Raw genomic sequence first — 26624 nt, 5'->3', positions numbered from 1 at the left:
GTCGTCGCCTCAGACGCCTTTTTTCCCTTTGCCGACGGGCTTCTCGCCGCCGCCGAAGCGGGCGCCACGGCCGTCATCCAGCCCGGCGGCTCAATGCGCGACGACGAGGTGATCAAGGCCGCCGATGAGGCCGGCCTCGCCATGGTGATGACCGGCTATCGCCACTTCCGACACTAGAGTCGATTCCTTTGTTTTCGCAATGTTTTTGCGAAAAACCGGCGTCCACTTTTTCGCACATTGCCCTGGCCGCGAGGCGGGATTTTCAGGCGCCGATCATTTCAGAAAGACAAAAATATCGACCTCAAGACCGACGTCGGAGGAATCCTTGGCGTCGTTCAGATATTCCTCGACGAACAGATTGCGCGCCTCCAGCCCCTTCTCGTCGAGATAGGCGGTGATGGCGTCGTAGGTCGCATCAATGTCGTCATAGGCGCCGCGATGCTGGAATTTGAGGGCCTTGCCGCTCGGCGACTGGGCCAGCGAGAAATTGGCGCCAAGATCGGGTTTGGCGTCGGGTTTGGCGTCGACGGGGAGAAGCGCGTCGAATTTGAAGCCGGCGTCGTCGGTCTCTGTGAAGACCGCGAGCGGACGGCCATCGACCTTGAGCCCGGCCTTTTCGGCGCTGGCGCGCAATTTGGCCAAAGCTTCGCCGATCTTGGCGTAGCCTTCCTCCCAACTGGCGGAACCATGGGTCTCGATGACGATGCGAGAGGCGATTTCGGACGTCTGGATCGCGCCCTCCTCGGCGGGCGCTGCGGCGCTGTCGGGCTTGGCGGCGGGCCCGTCTTTGGGCGCTTCGGCTTTCGGCTGTTCCGACGGCCCAGCCTGCTGCGCAAAGGCGGGCGCAAGGGCGCCAAAGGACCCAAGCAGCAGGAACAGGCCGCCTAATCGGCCAAGCCCCAGGAAAATTTTGCCGATCTGCATATGAGAACTCCAAACCGCCCCGCCGATCGAGCGGTGTGCGAAAAAGCGGACGCCGTTTTTACACAGGCTGCCGCGAAAAAACACTCCAGAGAAACAGCGCCCAGATCAGTCTAGTCCAGAGCCGTCCTGATCGCCATATGGCGACACGCGCCCATTTCTCCTATATTCCGACTAAACGCGACATGAACGTAAAATCTTTGCGGACTGGGAAATTGACCGAAACGCTTCACCGTCTGGCGGGCCGCGACATCGTCAAGATGAACGGCGCCGGCAACGAAATTCTGGTGCTCGATCTTCGCGGCGCGAATTACGCTTTGACGCCGTCGGACGCGCGCGCGCTCGCCGCCGCGCCGGGCCTTGGCTATGACCAGCTGATGGCGCTCGGCGATCCGCAAGAACCCGGCGAAGACGCCTTCATGACCATTTACAATCGGGATGGCTCGCTGTCCGCCTCTTGCGGCAATGGCACGCGCTGCGTGGCGCATTATCTTGCCGAGCAGACCGGAGCGGCGACGGTCCGCCTCGCCACTTCGGCGGGCAGACTCGTGGTGCGGCGCGACGGGCCGCTGTCCTTTACCGTCGATATGGGGCGGCCGCGTCTCGACTGGCGCGAGATTCCGCTCGCCCATGCCGTCGCCGACACGGGCGCCGTCGATCTCGGCCTGTTCGGCCTGCCGCCGGCCTCTTGCGTCAGCATGGGCAATCCCCATGCGATCTTTTTCGTCGCCGAGGCGGAAAAATTCGATCTCGCGACCATCGGCCCGGTTATCGAGCATCACCCGCTGTTTCCCGAACGAGTCAATGTTTCGCTGGCGCAGGTCCGCTCCATCGATCATGCGCGGCTGAAAGTTTGGGAGCGCGGCGCGGGCCAGACTTTGGCCTGCGGCACGGCGGCCTGCGCGACTCTGGTCGCGGGCGTGCGCGCCGGGCTGCTGCGGCGGCGCGCGAAAATTTCGCTGCCCGGCGGCGATCTGGTCATCCACTGGCGCGAGGGCGACAATCGCGTCGAAATGACCGGTCCGGTCGAACTCGAATTCGTCGCCCAAATCGATCCGGCGATTTTTTCCGACCGGGCGGCGCCATGACGCAGGCCAAGCCAGGCCATGACGCGATCGAGGTCGTCACTTTCGGCTGCCGTCTCAACATGGTCGAATCGCAGACGATCCGCGAACTGGCCGCGCAGGGGGCCGAGAAAAACCTCGTCGTCGTCAATACCTGCGCGGTAACCGGCGAAGCGGCGCGCCAGGCCCGTCAGGCGATCCGCAAGCTCAAGCGCCAGCGTCCCGGGGCCCGCATCGTCGTCACCGGCTGCGCCGCGCAGATCGACCCCGAATGTTTCGCGGCCATGCCGGAAGTCGCCCATGTGATGGGCAATGCCGAAAAGACCCGGGCGCTCAGCTGGAGCTCCTTCACTGCCCGGACCAATGTCGGCCCGATCGCAATGGCCGGTCGCCGCGACAATGCGCGCTCGCCGATTCTGGCGGCGATCGAGGGCCATACCCGGGCCTTTCTGGCGGTGCAGAACGGCTGCGATCATAGCTGCACGTTCTGCGTGATCCCGCAGGGGCGCGGGCCGTCGCGTTCGGTTCCCGCAGGGGAAATTCTGGCTCGGGCGGAAAAATTCGTCGAGACCGGCCATCGCGAACTGGTCTTGACCGGGGTCGATCTGACTTCCTGGGGCGCCGATCTGCCGGGGGCGCCGAAACTCGGGCGACTGGTGCGGCTGTTGCTGCGCGAACTCCCCGCTCTGCCGCGCCTGCGCCTGTCCTCGATCGATTGCATCGAGGCCGATCCCGATCTGATCGCGGCTTTCGCCGAGGAGGAGAGGCTCGCGCCTTATCTGCATCTGTCGCTGCAATCGGGCGACGATCTGATCCTGAAGCGCATGAAACGTCGCCATTCGCGGCGCGACAGCGTCGATTTCTGTACGACTCTGCGCCGTCTGCGCCCGGATATGGTCTTCGGCGCCGATCTCATCGCCGGCTTCCCGACCGAGGACGACGCCATGGCGGCGCGCTCGCTGGCCCTGATCGAGGATTGCGGCTTAAGTTTCCTGCACGTATTCCCGTTTTCGCCGCGTCCCGGCGTCGCGGCGGCGCGGATGCCGGGCGTTCCGCCGGCGACGGTCAAGCTGCGCGCCGCGCGGCTCAGGGAAAAAGGCGATGAGGTTTTGCGCCGCCATTTGCAGGCGCGGGTCGGTCGGCGGTTGCGGATCCTGAGCGAACGCGGCGGCATGGGGCGCGCCGACGATTTCACCCCGGTGAAAACGCCGGGCTTGCCGCCGGGGCGGCTGGTTTGGGGGGAGGCGACGGGTTTTAGCGCCGGGTCGCTCGACGTAACCTTCGATTAATCGTCAATCGAAAAGCTTTGGCGCCGGTTAAGGGAAGGTCAGCGAAATAAAGTCAGGATCGGCCCATCGCGACACGCGCCGCCGTTCAGGCGGCGAGGATGGGCCATGCCGTCAACCACGACCTTCCGCAGCGGAAAGGAATTCCGCCTTTTTGTCCGGGACGACTTGCCGGCGTCCGACTTCGGGGCCGCGCCGGCGTCCGCCTTGCCGCCGAAATTATTGCCGCCGAAATTCTGGCGGCGGGTCAGGCGTTTTGCCAAATCCCGGAGCAATATGGCGGTAAAAGCCGTGGCGATCTGTTTGACCTCGCTGACGGTCGCCGGTCTGCTGGCGCAATGGCGGGCGGCTTCGCCGGTCCGCGAGGCGCCGCCTTCTCCGGCCCCGGTCTGGCTCGACATCGCCAGGCCGTCCCGTCTTTATGACCTCTCCGCGCCGCAACTGGCGCATGAAAAATTCACCTATGCGGCGCGCCGCCATTCGACCGGCGGCGGCCGGGAGGATTTGCTGACTTTCGGCGAATTCGCCGCCAAAAAATGGTTCCTTCGCCTGTCGGTCTATCGCCATGGCGAGGAAAAAACCGCCGACGCGCCATTTTTCGTCGATATGGCGCGCCGGGCGGCGCCGCTCGGCCTTAGTCTCGACCATGTGAAGCTGGAGCGCAGCGAAAAGACGCGCTTCGGCGATCTGGAGACGGCGGATATGACCCTGTCGGAAAACAGTTTTTCGCGCGGCAATTGCCGGGGGTTTCGGCTGGTTCGCGCGGCGCCCGGGCTGACTTTGTCCGGCCTCGCCTGCGCGCCCGGCGCGGAACCCTTGAGCGCGCCCGATCTGATCTGCCTGATCGATCGTCTCGATCTGTCGACCGCCGGCGACGACCGGCCCTTGCGCGACTTTTTCGCCGAAGCCCAGGCCCGCAGAATGCGCAGCTGTGGCGAAATTACCCGCGGACGTTAAGCATTAAACGGGAACGCGATGTTCGTTGCGTAAAAAACTATCGTCCGCCGCAACAAAGCGATAAACTAAAAAATATCGCATCAGGAGCCAAAAATGCGCCGTATTTCTCATTTTGCCTTCGCGCTGGCCAGTCTCTCGCTGGTCAGCGTCGGCGTCCAGGCGGAGCCGGCGCATCATCGCCATCACGCCGCGCGTCCGGTGCGTCACGTGCAGCAGGCGGCTGCGCCAAAGCTCGTCGTCAAGCGCAGCTTCCTCGATTCCGGCAATGTCGTGCCGGTCGGCACCTTGAACCGGTACATGGACGACAGCACGGTATTCAATGGCACGCCCGGCGGGACCTATCGCAACGAATTATTCGGCGACAACACCATTTTGCCCGGCCCGTTCGATCTTCCGGGCATTCCGGGCTTCCAGCGCTACGCGCCCTGGTGAGACAAGCCGCCGCGCGGACATGAAAAAACGGCCGCGAGACCGGCCGTTTTGTTTGGCGCGATGGCTGGACGGCGCCTTCAGTCCTTGGCGCGCTCGACATAGCTGTTGTCGTCGGTGAGGACGACGATGCGCGCGCCGACGCCGATATGCGGCGGCACCATGACCCGCAGGCCATTGTCCATCCTGGCCGGCTTGTAGGAGGAGGAGGCGGTCTGGCCCTTGGTGACCGGCTCGGTGTCGATCACTTCGAGCGTCACGCGCGCGGGCAGCTGGATCGCCACGGCAATGCCGTTGAAGATCGACAGGATGACCTGCATGCCTTCCTGCAGATAGGCGGCCTGATCGCCGAGCACTTCCTTCGGCACGATCACCTGCTCGTAATTCTCGCCGTTCATGAAGGTGAAGCCGTCGCCATCGGCATAGAGATAGCTGAAATTCATGTCCTCGACATGGGCGCGCTCGACCTGTTCGGTGGTCTTGTAGCGGACGGTGGTCTTCACGCCGTCGGACAGGCGGCGCATGTCGATCTGCGTCGTCGGCGTGCCCTTGCCGGGGAAGAAGCTTTCGGCGCTGAGGACGGCGTAAAGCTGGCCGTCCTCGTGCTCGATGATATTGCCCTTGCGGACGTTGCTGGCGATCACTCTCACTTGACGACTTCCTTGGATCGGCGCCCGTCGTCGCGGTTGATGGGACGGGCCGTCGGGTCTATGGACCTTTTTTGAAAACTGCGGCGTCACTAATACCGATCCGACGCCGCAAAGCCAGTTTTTTGTCGATATCGTAACGCGGGCAATGGCGCCAACGCCTTTAGGGAAAAGTCGGGATGCGGCGAGAAAGCCCATGGTGGGCTCCGGAAAACTATGCCGACCGGCGGCCCCGCCTGCTGCAGCGGGCGAAGATCGTCAAAGCCGTTCGCGGCTTTTTCGACGATCGGGGTTTTGTCGAGATCGAACCGGCCGCCTTGCAGGTTTCGCCGGGCAATGAAACCCATATCGCCGGTTTCGCCACGCAATTCCAGCCGCCCGGCAGCGGGCCCGAGACCTGTTATCTTCATTCCTCGCCGGAATTCGACTGCAAGAAGCTGCTGGCGGCAGGCGAACGAAAAATCTTTGCGCTCGCTCATGTCTTTCGCAATGACGAGCGATCGAAATGGCGCCATCCGGAATTCACCATGCTGGAATGGTATCGCGCCGAGGCGCCCTATCGCGCCCTGATCGACGATTGCTCAAGCCTGCTCCAGCTCGCCGCCGAGGCCGCGGGGGCGACGCATTTGCAAAGCGGCGACGCCAGCCTCGATCCGTTTCGCGCGCCGGAAGTGCTTACCGTCGCCGAGGCTTTCGAGCGTTACGCGCAGATCGACTTGCTCGCCGTGCTGGACGACCGCGACGCTTTGGCGGCGAGGGCAGGGCAGATCGGAATCCGGGTCAGCGCCGACGATTCCTGGTCGGACCTGTTCAGCAAAATCCTGTCGGACCGCATCGAGCGGCGGCTCGGCCATGGCCGCGCGACCCTATTGATCGACTATCCGGCGAGCGAGGCGGCTTTGGCGCGGCTTAAGCCCGAGGATCCGCGTCTGGCCGAAAGATTCGAGCTTTACGGCTGCGGCGTCGAACTGGCCAACGCCTTTGGCGAATTGACCGATCCGGTCGAACAGCGCGCGCGATTTGAGCAGGACATGGCCGAACGCGCCCGGCTTTACGGCGATTCCTATCCGCTCGACGAGGATTTTCTCGCCGCTCTGGCTTTCATGCCGCAGGCCAGCGGCGTCGCGCTCGGTTTCGACCGGCTGGTCATGCTGGCGACCGGCGCGACCCAAATCGAACAGGTGCTCTGGGCGCCGGTCGCGCGGGCAAGAGCCGCGCCATGAGCCGTTTTTCATCTGGAAAAACGCTGACCCGGCCCGACGAGTTGATCGCCGCCGGCTGGGCTGCGCCCGCACAGGCGAAGGAGCTAGCGGAAGTCGCCGCGCGCTACAGCGTCGCCATTCCCGCCGGCGTCGCCGCGCTGATCGAGCGGCCCGACGATCCCATCGGCCGGCAATTCCTGCCCGACGCCGCCGAGTTGCGGACCTTGCCTCAGGAGCGCGCCGATCCGATCGGCGACGACGTCCATCAGGTCGCGCCAGGCCTGATCCACCGCTATCCCGACCGCGCGCTATTGAAACTGACCGGAGTTTGCCCGGTCTATTGCCGATTCTGCTTCCGTCGCGCCCGCGTCGGCGCAAATAATCCTGCCGGGCCGCAGGGCGTTCTCGACGAGGCGGCGCTCGACGAGGCCTTCGCCTATCTGGCGGCGCATCGGGAAATCTGGGAGCTGATCGTCACCGGCGGCGATCCGCTCGCGGTGTCGGAGCGCCGCCTCGCGGACCTGTCGCGCCGCCTGCGCGCCGTCGATCATATCAAGATCCTGCGCTTTCATTCGCGCGTCCCGGCCTTGACGCCGGAACGGATCACTCCCGGCCTGATCGCGGCGCTGAAGGCAAGCGGCAAGACGCTTTATGTCGCCCTGCACGCCAATCATCCCCGCGAATTGACGCCGGAAGCGCGCGTCGCCTGCGGAAAACTGATCGACGCCGGCGTGGCGATGGTCAGCCAGACGGTTCTTCTGCGCGGCGTCAACGACGATGTCGAGACGCTGTCGGCGCTGATGCGCGCGTTCGTGGAGGCGCGGATCAAGCCCTATTATCTGCACCATGGCGATCTTGCGCCGGGCACGTCGCATTTGCGTCTGCCGCTCGATGTGGGGCAAAATCTGGTTCGTGGCCTGCTGGGGCGCCTGTCGGGTCTTTGCCAGCCGATTTATGTCGTCGATATTCCGGGCGGCCACGGCAAGGCGCCCGCCGGCCCGGCCTATGTCGCGCGCGAGGGCGCGGGCTGGCTCATCGAGGATTGGCGCGGCGGGCGCCATGTCTATGGCGATGACGCCGGCAGCGCGCGGAAAAAGCCATGACCGCCTTGCTTTTGGCCCATTTCCGCCGATCCTGCCGGGACCATGAGAATCGGAGCCGCCGGTGACGCGCAAATTCGCCCTTGTCCTGCTGTCGAGACTCCTGCTCGCGATTTCGCTGGCCGGGGCGGCGCAGGCTGTCGGCGCCGAGCCGCGCGAAAAAATCGCCCAATCGACCCCCGCGCCGGTTCCGGTTCCGCCCTCGAGTCCCTTGTCGCGCTCCTCGATCGTCCCGCCCAGCGCGACATCGCCGGAAGAGCCGGCGACGATCGATTTCGCGGCGCGGCTCGACGCCGCCAAACAGAGCCTCGACCAGATCGACGCCCTGCTGGCCGGCGAAGCCTTGACCGACGCGGATCTCGTTCGCGAGGCCGCCGCGATCGATCCGGTCTCCAAACAGATTCAGACCGTGACCGCCGATGTCACCCCCCGGCTGGCGGCGCTCAAGACCCGGCTCGACCAGCTCGGTCCCGGGCCGGACCCCAAAGCGGATCCGCCGGCGCCGCCCGAGGATCCCGCCGTCGCCCAGGACCGCGCGGACCAGATGAAACTTTATTCGGCGAGCGACGACCTGTTGAAGCGCGCCAATCTCTTGCAGGTGCGCGCCGACCAGCTCGCCGCGCAGATCACCGAGCGGCGCCGCACCCTGTTCGCCAATGCGGTGTTCCAGCGCGGATCAAGCATTCTCGACCCCGGACTATGGATGAATCTGGCGCGCGACGCGCCGCACGGACTTTCCGCCGCCCGCTCGGCCCTCGTCGATTTTTCCGCCCGCGTGTCGTCGGTTCTCGCCGGCAAGTCCGGCCTGAATTTTTTGGCTTTGCTCGGCCTGATCCTCGTCGTCGTCGCCGTCGCGCTTTACCTCGCGCTGCGCCTGCTGCCCCGCGCGGAATCGTCGCGCGCGCCGAGCGCATTGCAGAAGGCGGCGGCGGCTTTGTGGACCGCGGTGGCGGTGGCGGCGATCCCGATCGCCGGAGTCAATGCGATCTACATGCTCATCGACTGGTTCGGCCTCAACGACGGGCAAATGGCGCCTCTGACCAACGCCCTGTTCCGGGGGGTGATCCGCTGCGCCCTGGTCGCGGGGCTGGGGATCGGCGTGCTGGCGCCGGGCCGCGCGCTGTGGCGGCCGCTCGACCTCAGCGACCGGATCGCCAGCCGGCTGTTTCGTCTGGCGATGACCATCGCGGTTCTGGTGACGCTCGGCAAGGCGGTCGAGGCGTTCAACCAGGTGATCGGCGCCTCTTTTCAGGCGACGGTGGCGGCGCGCGGCGTCTTCGCGCTGCTTGTCGGCGTGATCCTGGCGCGCGGGCTGTTCGGCGTCGTCGCCGTCGCCGAGGCGGAACAGGGCAAGGACGGCCGCGCGGCGGCGCTCGATGACGAGGCGCCCTGGTGGCCGCCGATCCGCTTCGCCGCCTGGGCGGCGACTTTCGTCATCCTGGCCGCGGATTTCTTCGGCTATGTCGCCCTCGCCGCCTTCATCGTCGATCAGCTCGTCTGGACCGCCGTTGTCGCCAGTCTTTTGTTCCTTTTGCTCAAATTTTCGGGCGAAGGGATCGACAAGGCCTTTCGCCCCGGTTCGCGCCTGAACCGGGGGGTGACGGCCAGCCTCGGCCTGCGCGGCGAAAGGCTGCAGCAGATCGGCGTGCTGCTCGGCGGCGCGGTCTTTGTCGCGCTGTGCGCCATGGCGGCGCTGCTGGTGCTCACGCCCTGGGGCGTCGCCTCGCAAGACCTGTTGGGAACCCTCCAGTCGGCCTTTTTCGGCGTCAAGATCGGCGACGTCACCTTATCGCTGTCCAGCCTGTTCCTCGCCCTGCTGTTCTTCGCTTTGGGCTACGCCCTGACCCACGCGGCGCAAAACTGGCTGGAAAACCGCTATCTGCCGCTGACCGGGCTCGACATCGGCCTTCGCGCCTCGATCCGCACCAGCGTCGGCTATATCGGCATTCTGCTGTCGATCCTGTTTGCCTCGGCCTATCTCGGCATCAATACGGAAAAGCTGGCTCTCGTCGCCGGCGCGCTCTCGGTCGGTATCGGCCTCGGCCTGCAATCGGTGGTCAATAATTTCGTCTCGGGCCTGATCCTGCTATGGGAGCGGCTGATCCGGGTCGGCGACTGGGTGGTGATCGGCGACGAGCAGGGCTATGTCCGCCGCATCAATGTCCGCTCGACCGAGATCGAGACCTTCGACCGCGCCACCATGATCGTGCCGAACGGCAATATGGTCACCGGCATCGTCAAGAACTTCGTGCGCGGCGATCGGGTGTCGCGGATCAAGATTCCGGTTCAGGCGATCTGGGGCTCGGACCCGGAAAAAGTCCGCGAAGTCCTGCTCGAAGCCGCCAGATCCCACGAGGAAGTGCAGGGGATTCCGGCGCCGGCGGTGCTGTTCAGCGGCTTTGGCGCGACTTCGCTGAATTTCGAACTGGTCTGTTTCGTCGAGGATGTCGAACGCGCGTCGCGGGTGAAAAGCGACCTGCATTACGCCATTTTCAAGCTTTTCCGCGAAGCCGGCCTGCGGATGGACCCGCCGCAGCAAACCGCGCTGACCCTCGACCTCGCCCAGCTCGAATCGCTGTCGAAGCTTTACCCGCGCGGCCCGGACGACATCAAAACTTAACGGTTTTGGCAGATGGGTTGTGTTACTTCGTCGGAATGACCTCGTTGAAAACCCCGTCACGCCGTTCGTTTGGGCGCCTGCTGCTTGCCATCGCGCCCGCCGGACTGTTCTTGGCCTCCTGCGCGGAAGAACCCGCCCCCGTCGCCGCTCGGCCCGAGCCGCCGGGCGCTCCGACCTTCTATGATTCGATGGCGAGGCCGGGCGCCCGTCTCGACGCGGTTGCGGCGCGGGACATGATCTCGCTTTACCGCGCCAATCACGGGCTGGAGACTTTGAACGTTGATCCCGGCCTGATGGCGGAAGCGCAGGCCCAGGCCGAGGCGATGGCGCGTTCCGGCAAGCTCAGCCATGAAGTCAGGGGCGACCTGACCTCCCGGCTCGACCGCGCCGGCTACGCCAAGTCGCGGGCGGTGGAAAATGTCTCCGCCGGATATCATACCCTGGCCGAGGCATTTTCGGGCTGGCGGCAGTCTCCCCCGCATAACGCCAACATGCTGGCGCCGGGCATGCGCCGGTTAGGGATCGCCGCCGCCTATAATCCCGACACGCGCTACAAGGTTTTCTGGACGCTGGTGCTGGCGAACTGACGGCCTGTTTCCATGATCCGGCGGCGGGCGATCGGCGCTCGAATCGGAGGGAAGTGGTAGCGGCGGCGCCGCCCGGTTTTGCCCCCAGGGCGACATCGCGCCGTTCAAAAATCAAGACTCTTGAGAAATTGCGTTGACCGTTGCGCCGCAAAGGCCTTCGCTTCTCGAAAGATAGTCCGATAGTCCAGCCCAAAACCGCCTTGGTTACGCCCGCGTCTCGACAGTTGGGCAAACCCTTGAGGCGCAACTCGACCAACTAAAGGCGGCGGGGTGTTCGCGCATCTATCGCGAGAAGGTTTCCGGCGCGAGGGTTGACCGCAAGGAACTCGGCAAACTTTTGAAATCCCTCGCGACTGGCGATCAAGTGGTGGTCACGCGCATCGACCGAGCGATGATCAGGTCCTGCTTGTCCTCAATGGGATCACCCGCGTGGGCGACCGAGCGATGATCAGGTCTTGCTCATCCTCAATGGGATCACGCGCATGGCGAGCCTTTTCAAAATCGACTAATGAGTCCTTCAACTTTCCTTGTTTTTCGTAAAGATCGCCTCTGTTTAACAGGGCAACCCTGAAGTTTGGATTTAATCGAATAGCTTCATCATAATCGTCAACGGCCTCTTTGATATTTCCCAGAATCGCATTGGCAACGCCACGAGTATTGAAAGCGTGAGCGGCATAGTACCGCTCGCGCTCGCCGTAGCGGTCCATAACCTTTTTACAGTCATCGAGCGCCTATTCTATTTTTCCCATTTTTATATAGACGCTGGCACGGCTTAAATACTCTATTTCGAAACAGCTGCCTTCGTCCTCCTTAAGGTCCACATTCAAATCCGCAAGCGCCTTATCGAGAAGACCTTGTTTTTCATACAAAAATGCCCGATACCTTCTGCCGATCCCGCCTGACGCCGCCGTTGCTTTGCTGAGATCATCAATCGCACTCGACGTTCGTCCAAGCTTGTTATTTACGTAGCTTCGAGATGAATTATAATTTGAATTATGCGGGTCCAATTCAATCGCCTTATCAATATCTTTAAAATATTTTTCTGTATCACTCCATAATATCGCGCGCCCATAATAAGCCTTAGCCAGCCTAGGGTCACGGCGGATTGCTTCGCTATAATTTTCAATGCATATTTTCACCCGCGAATATTTGTCATTAGTAAAATCATGCCAATTAACCTCGGCGCGACTACAGTACGCGAGAGCGTTATCCGGGTTAATACGAATTGCCTCGTTGTAATCAGCAAGAGCGAAGCTGATCAACGCCGGTGCTTCATCTTGATGCATGCCATACTGCGTTTTCCGGAAATAAGCATCTCCCCGCTTCCGCAAAATGTCCGAGCGCGTCCCCGGGTCAAGATCGCGCGCGAGAACGGTCGTGCAACCGGAAATCTGCGCGTCCCAGTTCCTGCCTCCACGATCGCCCTGATCAGCGCCCTTCACCGCTTGATCAAAAGCATGCCGCAGCGCTTTGAAGAACCCCTGCAACATAGGGAAAATTCCTTTCAGCCGGGAGTGCTAGCTGGCGCTCCGTCCGCGACATAATCGCGCCAACTAACGACGTTGACAAGGTCAAGGCCTTCGGGCGCAAAAACGTCGCCGGTCAAAATTCGTGATTTTCGAAAAGCGCTCTTTTGTCCGCCGCACGGCAGCGTTGATTGCACGATGAACGATAGCCTCTGGCGCCGGGCCGTCCTTCTTGGGCGCTTGGGAATGGCGCTTTGGAGCCATTTCTTGAGACCTTTGCTGGCGGGAATGGAGCCCCCAACCTGGAACGCTAATTCCCGTTTCCCAGCCGCGCCCGGAACGGATGCGCCGGATAGGCGCCGAGAATTGTCACCGTCTCGGAAAAGAACGTCAGTTCTTCGAGCGCGCGGGCGAGATTGGCGTCGTCGGGATGGCCCTCGACATCGACCAGGAACTGCGTCGCGGCGAATTCGCCATTGACCATGTAGCTTTCGAGCTTGGTCATGTTGACGCCATTGGTGGCGAAGCCGCCGAGCGCCTTGTAAAGCGCCGAAGGCACGTTGCGCACGCGGAAGACGAACGTCGTCAGCATCGGCCGTTCGGGGCGCGGGCCGGCAAGCGCTTCACGCGACAATATGACGAATCGCGTGCAATTATGGTCCTCGTCCTCGACGAAGCGGGCGAGCACGTCGAGTCCGTAGATTTCGGCGGCGAGTTCCGGCGCCAGCGAGGCGCGGCTCCTGTCGCCCCATTCGGCCACTTCGCGCGCCGATCCCGCCGTGTCGCCCGTCGTCACCGCCTTGAGCCCGTAGCGCTTGATGATTTTCCGGCATTGGCCCAGCGCGTGGACATGGCTGTAGACGCTGCGCAAATCCGCGATCTGCGCGCCCCTGACGCCGAGCAGGTGGAAATGGATCGGCAGAAAATATTCGCCGATGATTTTCAGGCCGGAATCGGGCAGGAAATGATGGATGTCGGCGACGCGCCCGGCCAGCGAATTCTCGATCGGGATCATGCCGAGGTCGGCCCGGCCTTCGCCGATCGCCGAGAAAGCCTCCTCGAAACTGGCGCAGGGCAGGGTTTCCCAGCCCGGATAGACGTCGGCGCAGGCAATATGCGAATTGGCGCCGGGTTCGCCCTGATAGGCGATGATCTTGGTCATGTCCTGCTTTCAAGAATTTTGCGCGCCCGTTCGAGATCGCGCGGCGTATCGACGCCGAGCGGCGCGGCCTCGACGATTTCGACATCGATGCGCATGCCCGCCTCCAGCGCCCGCAATTGCTCCAGCTTTTCGCGGCGCTCGAGGTCCGAGGGGGGAAGCGCCACGAAACGCTCGAGCGCGGCGCGGCGATAGGCGTACAAGCCAATATGATGATAAAGGTCGCCCTCGCCCCACGGGGCCGTGGCGCGGGTGAAATAAAGCGCGCGCAGCCGCGTCGGGCCGAGTCTTGCGCCGACCGCCTTGACCACATTGGGATCGTCGCGCTCTTCCTCGCGGGAAATCCGCGCCGCCAGGGTGGCGATGTCGACCGCCTCGTCTTGCAGGGGAAGCAGCGCGGCGCGCACGCTGTCCGGCTCGATGGTAGGCAGGTCGCCCTGCAGATTGACCACCACGTCGAAACGCCGCTCGGGGTCGAACAGGCGCAGAGCCGCGCAAATCCGGTCGGAACCCGAGGGCAGGCCGGGATCGGTGAGCACGGCCTCGCCGCCCGCCGCCTGAACCGCCTCGGCGATGGCGGCGCTGTCGGCGGCGACGAGAACCGGGCCGACTCCCGCCTCGACGGCGCGCCGCCAGACCTGGACGATCATCGGCGCGCCGGCGATTTCGGCCAGCGGCTTGTTGGGCAAGCGGGTCGAAGCGAGGCGGGCGGGGATGACGACGATGGGGTTTTGCGGCATGGACGCGGGACTGGAGGCGGGTTGCGGGCTTAGGTACTTGCGCGGATTCGGCCCGGTTATACGAGTTGCCAAGCGGGGCGCAAAGCGTTTATCAGAAGCCCCGAAGCGGAGGCTGCGGCATGAATTTCATCGACTACCGGTTTATCGGCGCCCTTTTTGGCGCCATCCTGTTCAGCTTGTTCCTGGGCGTGCTCAGCGATGCGCTGGTGAGCAGCCATTATCCGAAGGTTCAGGGCTTCGACCTGCCGAGCGGCGCGGCGCCGGACAAAGCCGCCGCCGCCGCTCCGGTCGCCGAGGTTCCGCTGCCGGCGCTGCTCGCCAAGGCCGATCCCGCCCGAGGGCAGGCCGCGACCAAGATTTGCGCCACCTGCCACAGTTTCGACAAGGGCGGCGCGGCCAAAGTCGGCCCCAATCTCTATGGCGTGGTCGGACGACCGAAGGGCTCGGTCGAAGGATTTGGTTATTCCGAGGCTCTCAAGGGCAAGGGCGGCGCCTGGACCTTCGTCGATCTCGACGCCTTCATCGCCAACCCGAAGACCTATGCCTCGGGCACCAAGATGGGTTACGCCGGCGAAGCGGACGCCGGCAAGCGCGCCGACCTCATCTCCTATCTGCGCACCTTGTCCGACAGCCCCGTGGCTCTGCCCGCGAATTAAGGCGCGCAATCCAGCCGATTTTGAAGCCGGAGATCAAGATCTCCGGTTTTTTTGGCGCTCGGTCCGATGGTAAACCCGCCGGGCGATCACGATAGGGTGAAAGCGCCCCGTTGCGCCGCCGCCGGGGCGGCGCGGCGCTTGCCAAGCTGCAGCCAATACACAATCATTGCCGCCAAAATTGCCCGGATGGAATGCCGGAAATATTTATTTGAAATTCAAATTTCCGATCTTCATCGTCTGCGTTTGCGGGACGGCGGCATCGAAGCGGGGGAGGTCGATGGGGGAAAACAGCAGGGAAGGCTCGGGCGCCTTTACCAATGGCGGGCTGATCCTGGCTTTGCTGCTGACCGCCAGCGCGGCCTGGCTGCACAAGGACGCGGCGCTGCAAGGCGTGCGCCCCGAACTCCCCGAGGCGAGCTTTCACAGCATTCCCCCTCAAGCGGCCGAAGCGCGTCTGTGGCAGGATCCTTTCGCCGCCGTCGCGGACAAGATCAAGCCGGAGACGCCGGAAGCGGCGCCGCTTAAACCGTCGCCCCGGCCTCCATGCGCCAAAGAGGGGACGGACGCCGGCCCGGCGGTCCTGAATCTGGCGGACCCCCGGCTCTGCCAACCCTCGACCTCGATCCTTGCGGTCCTTGTGGAGGGCGATCCCTATTCCGCCGACGCCGAATTTCGCCGCAGGCTGCGCTACGCGGTCGTCGCGGCGTTGGGGCGCAAGGGATTTCAGCCCGAAGATTCAACCCATATCCATTATTTCCAGCGACCCGACCGCGCCGGCTCCGGCAATCCGACCATCGTGCCTTACGAATGGTTCGAACGCCCGCCGCGCGCGGCGCGCGGAACGAAGAACGCCGCCGGCGACTCCTCGAACGAATCCGTCCTCGTCGCCTGGATCGACGAGAATGCGCTCGTCGACAAGACGAACGACGACGGACCCCTGCTGCGTCTGGCGGAAATCATCGGCGACCCCAATGACCTGACGCCCAAGCCGCTTGCGGAAGGCGACGAAAAACCGCCTGGGGAGCGGGATCGGCAAAAAGCGCGGCTTGCAATTGTCGGCCCCGAAACAACCGACGTTCTCAAACTGTTGATCGGAGATTTTTCTAACCATACCGATCACTGGCTCTCAGGCATTCCATTTTACGCTTACGGGCCGACCGAGATAATCACAGAAAATGCGCTGACGAATCAGAAACCTCTTCCAAACAACATCAAATTGACGATTACTCCGGATCACATTGTCGCCAAAGCGATCCGACAGGAACTCGGGCGGCGCAATGTTCATTTCGATACGGACTCCATAGCCCTCATCTCGGAATGGGATACAAGCTACGGACGCGACATCAAGGCGACGATGACCTCCACATTCCAGGCGTCATCGGGCGGCCCGGGGTCGACCGGGCATGACAACCGCCCTTATTTCTACGGCTATTTGCGCGGGATCGACGGCGAAATTGCCTCGGACAAGAAATCGAAGCCCGCAGCCAAGAACAGCGAATCGAGCGACAACGACAAGGATCCGCTGGAGAGCCAGGCCAAGGCCCGGTATTTCGACAGTCTCGAAGGCCTCGGCCAATATGACTATCTCAGGCGGCTTGAAGACGAGCTGAAAGCAAAAGACGATCTCCTGAAACTGGACGGCGGCCCGGGACTGCGGGCCATCGGCGTGCTGGGCAGCGACGTCTATGACAAGCTTCTCGTGTTGCGGGCTCTCAAGCCGAGTTTCCCGAACGCGATCTTTTTCACCACGGATTATGACGTTTCGCTGCAGACCGCCAGCGAACGGAAATTCACCCGCAACCTGATCGTCGGCTCGGCCTATGGCGGGACCCTTGGCGATGGCCAGGGTGAAATTCCACCGTTTCGCAGCACCTACCAGACCTCCGCCTTTGCCGCGACCCTGGCCGCCTTGTGCGACGACCATGTGCTCGACGCATACAGCAATCGCGCCACCCTGTTCGAAATGACGCGCGACGGCCAATTGCGGGAAATTGGACGCTACCCGAGCCGGGCCGCGCAGATGGAGACGGTCTCGAACGAGGGTTGCGTTTCGAAAAGGCCATTGGCGAAAGATCAGCGCACACTGCTGTTTTCGCCAGTTTCCAGTGCGGTCAAGACGAATGTCGGCGTCTTGAGCGCGGCCGGCGCCTTGTTGCTGATGTTCTATATTTTCGCCTCTTTCCAGAGCGCCAGGAAAGAACGATTGTTCAACGAAGACCAGCAGCAGGATGCGGACAGCGGCGACGCCCCGCCGCGCAAGACCGTCGCCAGGCCACCGATCCTGTTCTTTTCGGCGGGCCGCGTATTCGCTCTGTTTTGCACGGTCTGGCTGTTGTTCATCGGCTTCGGCGTCTGGTTCTGGGAGCCGATCGCCGGGAAACTGACTGAATCGGGCGAAGGCGCGGTGATTTCGGCGACCGAGGGCCTGAGCGTCTGGCCGACGATCGCCATCCGCATCCTGAACATGGCGCTCGCGATCCTGTTCGTCGCGATCGCGCAGTTGAGACTGAACGCCAACAACCGGGAAATTGTAGCGCACGGCGATTTCGGCCTCGTCGATCCTCGCCCGGCGCCCGTCCTCGACCGGAACCAGAGGATGGCAAGCGGAGTCCTGAAAACCCTGTGCGTAAGAAGCGTGAACGCGCTGAAATACTGGATCAGCCTGGTTTCGCCGAAAGCCCCGACCTTTATCGAGAAGCAGACCGAACAGAACGGCTGGTATCCGCTCGGGCCGGCCTGGACCAATTATGTTCATGCCGGAAACACCTACGAACGGGTCATTCGCAGCCTGCTGGTGACCTTGATCCTGTGCGGCGTATTCTGGTTTTTCATGTCCGAGTTCGACGACGGGACGCCGGCGATCCGCGGCGCTCTCGCCCGCGCCTGGTTTCGGCGTTCCATCTATGGGGAGTTCTTTTTCGTCACTTTCCTGACCATCTACATTGCCGACGCGACGGCCCTGTGCCTCGCCTTCATCGACGACCTGCAACACAACAAGACATTCTGGCCGAATCGCGAACCGCCGCCGGACGCCGCCGGATCGGACGACGCCTGCAGGATCGCGAACGATTCCCGGGATCTGCGCTTCATCGAGATGAGGACCAGATGTATCTTGCCGATGGTCTATTTTCCTTTCCTGCTCATCGCGCTGTCCATCGTCGCCCGCAGCGACATTTTCGCTCCCTATCCACTCAGCCCGGCCGTGGTGATCGGCGTGGTCTGCGGACTGGGAATTGTCTTCCTTTGCGCCTGGGCGATGAGCCGCGACGCGGAGCGAACAAGGGCGCAAGCCATTGGCAATCTTAAAGAGGCGATCCTCGGGTTGAAACGCGACGATGCGGCCAGCGACCTGAAGGCGGCCCATCTCGAGGCGCTGATGGAGGAGGCCAATGGCGCCCGCCAGGGCGCCTTCAGTCCCATCTGGTCTCAGCCGCTGGTCAAGGGCCTGATCATCCCCGCCGCGGGCCTTGCGTCGAAATTCCTGTTCGAACGGGATTGGAGCAGCGGCTTCTGACGGCTTGCCGGGTTTGGTGTTAAAGCTGGCCTCCGGGCGCAAAAACGACATAATGGCTAGCGACTCTCCGCCCTCTTTTCGAGGCTCCCTTGCATCCCCTGACCCGACTGACGCTGTCCCGCCGCGCCGCGCTGCTTTCCGCCGCCGCCTTGCCCCTGTTCGGCCTTGCCGCACGGGCGGCGGAGGACAAGGGCTGGCGGAAAACCCATGGCCTGTCCTCGTTCGGCGAATTGAACCTGCCGGAAGATTTCAGGAACTTCCCCTATGCGCGGCCCGACGCGCCCAAGGGCGGGCAATTGATCCAGGAGGCGGTCGCCACTTCCTATGATTCTTTCAACGGCTATATCTTGTCGGGCAATCCGGCGACCGGCCTTGGCCTCATCAACGACAGCCTGATGGCCGGCAGTCTCGAAGAGGACAACACGGTTTACGGGCTGGTCGCCAAATCCGTCGAGATATCGCCGGACAAGCGGCAATATCGTTTCCAGCTGCGGCGCGAGGCGCGCTTTCACGACCATTCGCCGCTGACCGCCAGGGATGTGGCGTTTTCTCTGACCACCCTGCGCGACAAGGGGCATCCGATCATCCGGCAATTGCTGCGCGATCTCGAAAGCGCCGTCGCGCAAGCCGATGATGTCGTGCTGGTTACATTGCACGAAGGTTTTGGCCGCGATTCCATCCTCAATATCGCGGGACAGCCGATCCTGTCCTCGGCCTGGTATGGCGCCCATCCGTTCGAGCGCGCCGGCATGGAGCCGCCGCTCGGTTCGGGCGCTTACAAGATCGGGGCTTTCGAACAGGGCCGCTATATCGTCTATGAGCGCGTCGCCGATTATTGGGGCAAGGATTTGGCCGTCAATGTCGGCCAGAATAATTTCGACGCGATCCGCTACGATTATTTCGGCGAGCGCGCGGTCGGTTTCGAGGCGTTCAAATCGGGCGCGGTCAATCTGCATGAATCGGCGACCGCCTCGGAATGGGCGACCGGCTACGACTTCCCCGCGGTGCGCGACGGCCGGGTGATAAAACAGGAGATTCCGGACCGTCGCAGTCCCGGTTTCCAGGGCTTTTTCTTCAACACCCGCCGCGCAATCTTCAAGGATCCGCGCATCCGCGAGGCTTTGGGCTATTGCCTCGATTTCGAATGGTCGAATCGCAACCTGTTCTATGGCGCCTACAAGCGCGCCGCCAGTTTCTTCACCAACACCGACATGAGCGCCGAGGGATTGCCCTCGCCGCAGGAACTGGCGCTGCTCGAACCCCTGCGCGACAAATTGCCGTCGAGCGTGTTCGGCCTGCCCTACACGCCGCCGGTGTCCGATGGCTCGGGACAGGATCGCGCGCTGTTGCAACGCGCCAATGCCTTGTTGCTGGAGGCCGGGTGCAAGCGGCAGGGAACAAGCCTGCTGGCGCCCGACGGCTCGCCGCTCGCCTTCGAGGTGCTGGAATTTTCCAACGCCTTCGACAAGGTGGTCCAGCCGATGTTCAAGAACATGCGGCTGCTCGGCGTCGAGGCGCGGCTGCGCGTGGTCGATTCGGCGCAATACAAGCAGCGTATCGACGCTTTCGATTTCGACATGGTGACCGACCGCAAGGTGATCGGCGGCGTGCCGGGCGAGGAATTGCTGGCTTATTTCGGCTCGAAATCCGGCAAAACCTCCGGGGGGCTCAATCTCGCCGGCATCGACGACCCGGCGGCGGACGCGCTCATCGACAAGGCGCTCAACGCCACAAGCCGCGCCGAGCTGGTCTTCATCTGCCGGGCGCTCGACCGGGTGCTGCGCTCCGGCCAATATTGGATTCCGAACTGGTATTCGCCCAATCGCCGCATCGCCGCCTGGGACTTCTTCGGCCATCCGGAAAACTTTCCCAAACTCGATATCGGCATTGGCTCGCTGTGGTGGTGGGACACGCAAAAAGCCGCCGCGGTCAAGGCCCGGTCCTGATGCTGTTTTATGTCGCGCGCCGGGTTTTGCTGATGATCCCGACCCTGTTCGGCATTCTGGCTCTGTCCTTCGCCATCGTGCAATTTGCCCCGGGCGGGCCGGTGGAGCGCGTGCTGGCGCAGATGCAGGGCCAGGATTCCGGCGCGACCTCACGTTTTGGCGGCGGAGGCAGCGGTCTGGCCAATGCGCAGGCCGGCGCGGCCTCGCAGTTTTCCGGCAAATATCGCGGCGCCCAGGGGCTTGATCCAAAGTTCATCGCCGAGCTTGAAAAGCAGTTTGGCTTCGACAAGCCGCCGTTGCAGCGGTTCTGGCTGATGATCAGCCATTATGCGGTGTTCGATTTCGGACGGTCCTATTTCCGCGATGTCCCGGTGCTCGATCTGATCAAGGAAAAACTGCCGGTCTCGATGTCGCTCGGCCTGTGGATGACCTTTTTGTCCTACGCCATTTCCATTCCGCTCGGCATAGCCAAGGCGCGCCGCGAGGGCGAGGCTTTCGACACCTGGACTTCCGCCGTCGTCATCGTCAGCTATGCGATCCCGAGCTTTCTCTTCGCGATTTTGCTGATCGTGCTGTTCGCCGGCGGCTCGTTCTGGCAGATTTTCCCGCTGCGCGGCCTGACCTCGGATCATTTCGCGCAATTGGCCCCCTTCGCCAGGGTGAAGGATTACCTCTGGCATATCGTGCTGCCGGTGACGGCGCTGACGCTCGGCGCCTTCGCCACCACCACTTTTCTGACCCGCAACGCCTTCATCGATGAAATCCGCAAGCAATATGTCGTCACCGCGCGGATGAAGGGCCTGACCGAGCAGCGCGTGCTCTACGGCCACGTCTTTCGCAACGCCATGCTGATCGTCATCGCCGGCTTTCCCGGCGCCTTCATCTCGGCCTTTTTCACCGGCGCGCTGCTGATCGAGACGATTTTTTCGCTCGACGGACTGGGGCTCCTGTCGTTCGAATCGACGCTCAACCGCGATTATCCCGTGGTTTTCGCCAATCTCTATATTTTCGCTCTCCTAGGTCTCGCGATCAATCTTCTCTCCGACCTTACCTATGCGTGGATCGATCCGCGCATCGATTTCGAAACGCGGGATTTGTGATGTCGCGGCTTTCGCCGATCACCCGCCGGCGCCTCGACGCTTTTGCCCGCAACCGGCGCGGCTGGTATGCGCTGTGGATTTTCCTGTTCGCCTTCATCGCCTCGCTCGGCGCGGAAGTGATCGCCAACGACAAGCCGATACTCGTCTCCTACAAGGGCGAGCTGCTTTTTCCAGTGCTGAGGGACTATGGGGAAGAGAAATTCGGCGGCTTTCTCGCCACGACCGACTATCGCGATCCCTTCATTCTCAACGAGATCAACGCCCATGGCTGGATGATCTGGCCGCCGATCCGCTATTCCTACGACACCCATAATCTTTCGCCGCCGACGGCGGCGCCCTCGCCGCCAACCTGGCTGCTGACCGACGCGCAATGCGCCCATGGCAAGACGTTCGATGGCCAGCCGGCGAAAAACTGCGGCGACATCGAATGGAACTGGCTCGGCACCGACGACCAGTCGCGCGATGTCACGGCGCGGCTGATCTATGGCTTCCGCATTTCGGTGCTATTCGGCCTGCTGCTCGCCGGCATTTCCTCGGTGGTCGGCATAGCCGCCGGCGCCGTGCAGGGCTATTTCGGCGGCTGGACCGATCTGTTGTTCCAGCGTTTCATCGAAATCTGGTCGTCGCTGCCGAGCCTTTATTTGCTGATCATCCTGTCGGCGATCATCACCCCGAGTTTTTTCGTGCTGCTCGGGATCTTGCTGGCCTTTTCCTGGGTCAATCTGGTGCATCTGGTGCGCGCGGAATGCCTGCGCGCCCGCAATTTCGACTATGTGCGCGCGGCCCGCGCGCTGGGCCTGTCCAACGCCAAAATATTGCTCAGGCACGTCCTGCCCAACGCCATGGTGGCGACGCTGACCTTCATGCCCTTCATTCTCAATTCGTCGATCACCACCCTGACGTCGCTGGATTTCCTGGGCTTCGGCCTGCCGCCCGGCTCGCCCTCGCTCGGCGAATTGCTGTTGCAGGGAAAGTCCAATCTTCAGGCGCCCTGGCTCGGCCTGTCCGGCTTCGCCGTCATCGCCGTCACCCTGTCGCTGCTGGTGTTCATCGGCGAGGGCCTGCGCGACGCTTTCGATCCGCGAAAGACCTTCAACTGAATTTGTGCTAGATGGCGTGCTGGAGAAGCGCGATGAACAGGATTGTCAAAGCTCATTATCCGGTCTCGGCCTTGCCGGAAGACTTGCGGCAGGGCTTTGACCCGGACGCGGACGTGACGGTCATTGTCGAGGAATCGGATCGTCCCGAGAATATCCTTTCGATCGAGGAATTATTCGCGGCGCGCCGCCCTCCCTTTCGCTCTGCCGAGGAGATAGACCGGCAAATCAGGCAGGAACGAGACGGCTGGAATGACTGAAGCGCAAACGGGCGCGCTCGCCTACCTGGACGCCAATGTTTTCATTGATTTTGTCGAAGGAAAGCCCGAACTCGCCGAAAAGGCCAGAGACTTGTTTCTTGGCCTTGGCGGGGCGACAGGCGTTTTCACCACCAGCGAACTGACTCTGGCGGAAGTGCTTTCGCCCTCTCGAACTTCTCCGGGCCAGCGTCGCCTTTATATGAGTTTGATCATCTGGAATCCTGCACTTGCTCTCATCCCGATCAGCCGGGATATTCTCATCGAGACGGCGGAATTGCGGAAATATTCGGGGCATAAATTGCCGGACGCCATTCATGTGGTCACGGCTTTGCGCCAGAAGTGCAGGTTCATGATTTCGCGCGACAAGGACATGGACAAATTGCCTACCGGCGCGCTTTCTCGACTCGAACCCGGTCCAACGACCGTCGCCGCCTTGATCGAGGCGTTCCGTGGAAACTGACGATCTTCTCCGGATAGAAAACCTGTCCGTCGGTTTCGGCCCGGCCGGTCAGGAAACCCTTGCCGTCGACGGCGTCTCGCTGGCTTTGTCGCGTGGAAAAACCCTTGGGCTGGTCGGCGAATCCGGTTCCGGCAAGTCGGTGACCGCTCTTTCCGTTGTCCGGCTGCTCGCGCCGGGTGCGAAAATCCTTGGCGGTTCCATCCGCTTTCAGGGACAGGAACTGACCAAAGCCAACGAGAACGCGATGCGAGCCTTGCGCGGCGCGCGCATCTCGATGGTGTTTCAGGAGCCGATGACCTCGCTCAATCCGCTGCACCGGATCGAGAAGCAGATCGGCGAAATCCTCGCCATTCACGGCATGGACTCCGCCGAAAGACGCCGGGCGCGGGTGCTCGAACTTTTGCGCGAGGTCGGACTGCAGAACGCCGAAAACCGGATGGACGCCTATCCGCACGAGCTTTCCGGCGGCCAGCGCCAGCGGGTGATGATCGCCATGGCGCTGGCCAACCGGCCCGATCTGCTGATCGCGGATGAGCCGACCACGGCGCTCGACGTCACCGTGCAGGCGCAGATTCTCGATCTACTGCGCGACATTCAGGCGCGCTACGGCATGGCGATCTTGTTCATCACCCATGACCTTGGCATCGTCCGCCACATGGCGGACGAGGTCGCGGTGATGCGCCATGGCCGCATTGTCGAGACCGGCCCAACCGCGCGGATTTTCAGCGAACCGCGCAACGAATATACCAAAATGCTGCTCGCCGCCGAGCCGAAAGGCGCCGCGCCGCCCGCCGACGCCAACGCGCCGGAAGTGCTCGCGACGCAAGACCTGCGTGTCTGGTTTCCGATCAAAAGCGGGTTCTGGCGCCGCACGACCTCCTATATCAAGGCCGTGGACGGCGTTTCGCTGGTTTTGCGCAAGGGCCAGACCCTGGCTCTGGTCGGGGAATCGGGCTCCGGCAAGACTACGCTCGGCCTCGCGCTGTTGCGCCTGATACGTTCAACGGGGCCGATATTTTATCTCGGCCGCAACATCGACGGCTTTTCCGCCGCTCAGATGCGGCCGCTGCGCCGCCATTTGCAGATCGTGTTTCAGGACCCCTATGGCTCGCTGTCGCCGCGCATGTCGGTCGCGGAAATCGTCGAGGAAGGCCTCGTCATCCAGAACAAGGGACTTTCGGCGGCGGAACGGCGAATCGTCGTGGCGAAGTCGCTCGCCGACACCGGACTCGATCCGGCGACCATGGACCGCTATCCGCATGAATTTTCCGGCGGCCAGCGCCAGCGTATCGCCATCGCCCGCGCCCTGGCGCTGGACCCCGACGTGATCGTGCTCGACGAGCCGACGTCGGCGCTCGACCGCTCGGTGCAGGCGCAGATGATCGACCTGTTGCGCGACCTGCAGGAGCGGCGCGGCCTGTCCTACCTGTTCATCAGCCACGACCTGAAAGTGGTGAAGGCGCTGGCGTCGCAGATCGTCGTGCTGCGCGACGGCAGGATTGTCGAACAGGGAGAGGCGGACGAGATTTTCGCCAATCCGCGCGAAAAATATACGAGGGAACTCTTCGCCGCCGCTTTCGATCTCGCCGCCGAGCCTTCAACCTTCGCCTTGTCGTCGCGCTGACGAAAACCAGCGTTAGACTTGGCCGATGCGCTCCGTAATATGGAGCCGTCGAGCGGGTGGGAGATTCCGGGAGGGGAACAAGCGCGAATGAAGGACGATGTCGAAAACCACTCGATGCTCGCTCATCTGAAGGCGGACCGGCGCTATCTCGCCATGCTGGGCCTGGGGTTCAGCGCCGGGATTCCCTATCTTCTGGTCTATCCGACGCAGGCGGCATGGCTCTCCGACGCCCACGTGCCGATCGAGACCATCGGCCTGATGAGCGAGTTGACCATCGCCTACAAGCTCAAATTCATCTGGGCGCCCTTCCTCGACAAATATGACGCGCCGTTTTTCAGCGCCCTGCTCGGGCGAAGGCGCGGCTGGATCGTGCTCTCGCAGATCGCGGTGATGCTGGCGCTGATCGGCGTCGCTTTCGGCGATCCCGCCAATTTCATGGCCTATACGGTGGCTTTTTCGCTGGCGCTCGGCGTCGCCGGCGCCACCCAGGATGTGACCATCGACGGCTGGCGCATCACTTCCGTTCCGGTCGCCAAGCAATCGATGATGACCGCGATCTCGGAAATGGGCTATCGCTTCGGCAATCTCGCCGCCGGCGCCGGGGCGCTGCTGCTCGCCGACCGCTACGGCTGGAAGGTCGCCTATGGCTTCATGGCCGCGCTGATGCTGATCGGCGCCATCGCCGCTTTCATCGCGCCGGAGCCCGAGTCCGATTTCACCGTCAGCCACCAGCATCCGGGCTTCGTCGCGACGGTGATCGCGCCGATCAAGGAATTGGCGACGCGCCTCGGGCCGATGGCGCTGCCGATCTTCCTGATGATCGCCGGCTTTCGCCTGCCCGGTTATATTTCGAGCGCGATGGCGATCCCGCTGTTCAAGAGCCTGAACTATTCCAACGCCGACATCGCCACCGTCACCAAACTCTTCGGCTTCTGGATCGCGCTGGCCGCGACCTTTTCCAGCGCCTTCATCATTCGCAAGATCGGCCTGATGCCGAGCCTGCTGCTCGGCACCGTGGCGGGATCGGCGTCGCATTTGAGCCTCGCCTGGCTCGCCGCGGAAGGCGGCGGCGATTTCTGGAGCTTCGCGATTTCGGTCAGCATCGAGGGATTCGCCTACGCCTTCGCCCAGGTAGTCTTGATCAATTACATGTCGTCGATTACGGCAACCGAACTGGCGGCGAGCCAATTCGCGCTGCTCACCTCGCTCTGCGCCTTTCCCGGCAGCATTCTCGCTGGAACCTCCGGCTTCATCATCGCCCATACCGGCTTCACGATGTTCTTCGTGTTCACTTCGCTGATCGGCATCCCCGTGGCGCTGCTCTGCTGGTATGTGGTGCGGCTGCACGCCATCGCGACTCCCGACCCGGAGCGGCATGGGTCGGTCGGATAAACTCATTTCACCCGGTGACGGGCGAAAAACCGCATCATCTCGCGGCTGGCGTCGGGGCCGCGCGGGTCGGTAAAGGAACCGGCGGGGTCGCCGCCAGACCATGCATGGCCGGCGCCGTGGAGAATCCACTGTTCCGCGACCGGGAACCCGGTCTCGTCGGCGTGGACGGTGCGGGTGAATTTGCGGCCGCCGGCGGCGACGCCGCTGGTGACGGTCTCGCGCAGATTGGCCCCGCCCCTCGCCTGGTCCACGACGCCGTCGCCATTGGCGGGATGGACCGTGGCGTCTCGATCGCCATGGAACACGATGGCGGGGACCGTTCCCTCGCCGCGCCGCGATTTCGTCGCCGTCGCGCCCTTTTTCATCGCCGTGAAGGCCGAGGGCATGTCGCTGGCGG

At 62.9% G+C, this 26624-nt stretch carries 24 protein-coding genes and 2 pseudogenes; 19 read left to right on the top strand and 7 right to left on the bottom strand.

The window, feature by feature from the left end:
• Positions 1-177 (top strand): annotated as a pseudogene (purH, locus tag QZY01_RS17015) (bifunctional phosphoribosylaminoimidazolecarboxamide formyltransferase/IMP cyclohydrolase); the annotation flags it as partial.
• 96 nt (positions 178-273) lie between these two features.
• Here purH and QZY01_RS17010 read toward each other — a convergent pair.
• Positions 274-924 carry a GyrI-like domain-containing protein gene (locus tag QZY01_RS17010; RefSeq protein WP_294539484.1) on the bottom strand — a complete coding sequence of 217 codons (651 nt, stop codon included), beginning with the start codon at positions 922-924 and terminating at the stop codon, positions 274-276.
• Positions 925-1136: 212 nt separating this feature from the next.
• Between QZY01_RS17010 and dapF the strand changes: the two genes are divergently transcribed.
• From dapF to QZY01_RS16990, 4 genes are all read left to right on the top strand, one after another.
• Positions 1137-2009: a diaminopimelate epimerase gene (gene dapF / locus QZY01_RS17005; RefSeq protein ID WP_342394908.1), complete on the top strand. Its 873-nt coding sequence runs from the start codon at positions 1137-1139 to the stop codon at positions 2007-2009.
• On the top strand, positions 2006-3274 hold the full coding sequence (gene mtaB / locus QZY01_RS17000) for a tRNA (N(6)-L-threonylcarbamoyladenosine(37)-C(2))-methylthiotransferase MtaB (protein WP_294539481.1): 1269 nt from the start codon (positions 2006-2008) through the stop codon (positions 3272-3274). The genes dapF and mtaB overlap by 4 nt, the downstream gene beginning before the upstream one ends.
• Before the next feature lie 105 nt (positions 3275-3379).
• Positions 3380-4228 carry a hypothetical protein gene (locus tag QZY01_RS16995; RefSeq protein ID WP_294539479.1) on the top strand — a complete coding sequence of 283 codons (849 nt, stop codon included), beginning with the start codon at positions 3380-3382 and terminating at the stop codon, positions 4226-4228.
• Positions 4229-4321: 93 nt separating this feature from the next.
• Entirely contained in the window at positions 4322-4660 is a 339-nt protein-coding gene (locus tag QZY01_RS16990; protein WP_294539476.1) for a hypothetical protein, read from the top strand.
• Positions 4661-4737: 77 nt separating this feature from the next.
• On the opposite strand, the gene efp is transcribed toward QZY01_RS16990, so the two are convergent.
• Complete coding sequence (gene efp, locus QZY01_RS16985) at positions 4738-5307, bottom strand: elongation factor P (RefSeq protein ID WP_294539473.1); 570 nt, start codon at positions 5305-5307, stop codon at positions 4738-4740.
• 176 nt (positions 5308-5483) lie between these two features.
• Here efp and epmA point away from each other — a divergent pair, with 176 nt between their 5' ends.
• The 5 genes and pseudogenes from epmA to QZY01_RS16960 form a co-directional block, all read left to right on the top strand.
• Positions 5484-6527 carry an EF-P lysine aminoacylase EpmA gene (gene epmA / locus QZY01_RS16980; protein WP_294539470.1) on the top strand — a complete coding sequence of 348 codons (1044 nt, stop codon included), beginning with the start codon at positions 5484-5486 and terminating at the stop codon, positions 6525-6527.
• A complete protein-coding gene (locus QZY01_RS16975; protein WP_294539468.1) occupies positions 6524-7609 on the top strand; it encodes a lysine-2,3-aminomutase-like protein in 1086 nt (361 codons plus the stop codon). The genes epmA and QZY01_RS16975 overlap by 4 nt, the downstream gene beginning before the upstream one ends.
• Before the next feature lie 61 nt (positions 7610-7670).
• Positions 7671-10226, top strand: coding sequence for a DUF3772 domain-containing protein (locus tag QZY01_RS16970; protein ID WP_294539465.1), 2556 nt, complete (start codon positions 7671-7673; stop codon positions 10224-10226).
• A gap of 44 nt (positions 10227-10270) precedes the next feature.
• The gene (locus QZY01_RS16965) at positions 10271-10813 is read left to right on the top strand and encodes a CAP domain-containing protein (RefSeq protein WP_294539462.1); all 543 of its coding nucleotides are present in this window, start codon (positions 10271-10273) and stop codon (positions 10811-10813) included.
• Between the two features lie 211 nt (positions 10814-11024).
• Positions 11025-11261, top strand: a pseudogene (locus QZY01_RS16960) (recombinase family protein); the annotation flags it as partial.
• On the opposite strand, the gene QZY01_RS16955 reads toward QZY01_RS16960, so the two are convergent.
• The 4 genes from QZY01_RS16955 to QZY01_RS16940 all read right to left on the bottom strand — a co-directional run bounded on the left by QZY01_RS16955 (position 11209) and on the right by QZY01_RS16940 (position 14178).
• The gene (locus QZY01_RS16955) at positions 11209-11520 is read right to left on the bottom strand and encodes a tetratricopeptide repeat protein (RefSeq protein ID WP_294539459.1); all 312 of its coding nucleotides are present in this window, start codon (positions 11518-11520) and stop codon (positions 11209-11211) included. The pseudogene QZY01_RS16960 and the gene QZY01_RS16955 sit on opposite strands and share 53 nt — an antisense overlap.
• Positions 11521-11544: 24 nt before the next feature.
• Positions 11545-12303 carry a tetratricopeptide repeat protein gene (locus tag QZY01_RS16950; RefSeq protein WP_294539456.1) on the bottom strand — a complete coding sequence of 253 codons (759 nt, stop codon included), beginning with the start codon at positions 12301-12303 and terminating at the stop codon, positions 11545-11547.
• Between the two features lie 286 nt (positions 12304-12589).
• Entirely contained in the window at positions 12590-13441 is an 852-nt protein-coding gene (locus tag QZY01_RS16945; protein ID WP_294539453.1) for a prephenate dehydratase, read from the bottom strand.
• Complete coding sequence (locus QZY01_RS16940) at positions 13438-14178, bottom strand: 3-deoxy-manno-octulosonate cytidylyltransferase (protein ID WP_294539451.1); 741 nt, start codon at positions 14176-14178, stop codon at positions 13438-13440. The genes QZY01_RS16945 and QZY01_RS16940 overlap by 4 nt, the downstream gene beginning before the upstream one ends.
• A 119-nt stretch (positions 14179-14297) precedes the next feature.
• On the opposite strand from QZY01_RS16940, the gene QZY01_RS16935 reads away from it, so the two are divergent.
• The 9 genes from QZY01_RS16935 to QZY01_RS16895 all read left to right on the top strand — a co-directional run bounded on the left by QZY01_RS16935 (position 14298) and on the right by QZY01_RS16895 (position 26227).
• Entirely contained in the window at positions 14298-14834 is a 537-nt protein-coding gene (locus QZY01_RS16935; protein WP_294539448.1) for a cytochrome c family protein, read from the top strand.
• Between the two features lie 277 nt (positions 14835-15111).
• Positions 15112-18348 carry a hypothetical protein gene (locus QZY01_RS16930; RefSeq protein WP_294539445.1) on the top strand — a complete coding sequence of 1079 codons (3237 nt, stop codon included), beginning with the start codon at positions 15112-15114 and terminating at the stop codon, positions 18346-18348.
• Positions 18349-18437: 89 nt separating this feature from the next.
• Positions 18438-20294: an extracellular solute-binding protein gene (locus QZY01_RS16925; protein ID WP_294539443.1), complete on the top strand. Its 1857-nt coding sequence runs from the start codon at positions 18438-18440 to the stop codon at positions 20292-20294.
• Positions 20294-21394 (top strand): microcin C ABC transporter permease YejB, encoded by a 1101-nt coding sequence (locus QZY01_RS16920; protein WP_294539439.1) that lies wholly within the window; start codon positions 20294-20296, stop codon positions 21392-21394. Before QZY01_RS16925 ends, QZY01_RS16920 begins: the two co-directional genes overlap by 1 nt.
• On the top strand, positions 21394-22494 hold the full coding sequence (locus QZY01_RS16915; RefSeq protein ID WP_294539436.1) for an ABC transporter permease: 1101 nt from the start codon (positions 21394-21396) through the stop codon (positions 22492-22494). Before QZY01_RS16920 ends, QZY01_RS16915 begins: the two co-directional genes overlap by 1 nt.
• Positions 22495-22526: 32 nt before the next feature.
• Positions 22527-22751 carry a hypothetical protein gene (locus QZY01_RS16910; protein WP_294539433.1) on the top strand — a complete coding sequence of 75 codons (225 nt, stop codon included), beginning with the start codon at positions 22527-22529 and terminating at the stop codon, positions 22749-22751.
• On the top strand, positions 22744-23211 hold the full coding sequence (locus QZY01_RS16905) for a type II toxin-antitoxin system VapC family toxin (RefSeq protein WP_294539430.1): 468 nt from the start codon (positions 22744-22746) through the stop codon (positions 23209-23211). Before QZY01_RS16910 ends, QZY01_RS16905 begins: the two co-directional genes overlap by 8 nt.
• On the top strand, positions 23201-24835 hold the full coding sequence (locus QZY01_RS16900; protein ID WP_294539427.1) for an ABC transporter ATP-binding protein: 1635 nt from the start codon (positions 23201-23203) through the stop codon (positions 24833-24835). Before QZY01_RS16905 ends, QZY01_RS16900 begins: the two co-directional genes overlap by 11 nt.
• An 87-nt stretch (positions 24836-24922) precedes the next feature.
• Positions 24923-26227, top strand: coding sequence for an MFS transporter (locus QZY01_RS16895; RefSeq protein WP_294539425.1), 1305 nt, complete (start codon positions 24923-24925; stop codon positions 26225-26227).
• 2 nt (positions 26228-26229) lie between these two features.
• Here the strand turns inward: QZY01_RS16895 and QZY01_RS16890 are convergent.
• A partial coding sequence (locus QZY01_RS16890) for a PHB depolymerase family esterase (RefSeq protein ID WP_294539422.1) occupies positions 26230-26624 on the bottom strand: 395 nt, incomplete at its 5' end.

It is taken from the genome of uncultured Rhodoblastus sp. (genome assembly GCF_903903185.1).
Classification (GTDB): domain Bacteria; phylum Pseudomonadota; class Alphaproteobacteria; order Rhizobiales; family Beijerinckiaceae; genus Rhodoblastus.
This window is presented reverse-complemented; position numbering and strand designations above follow the sequence as displayed.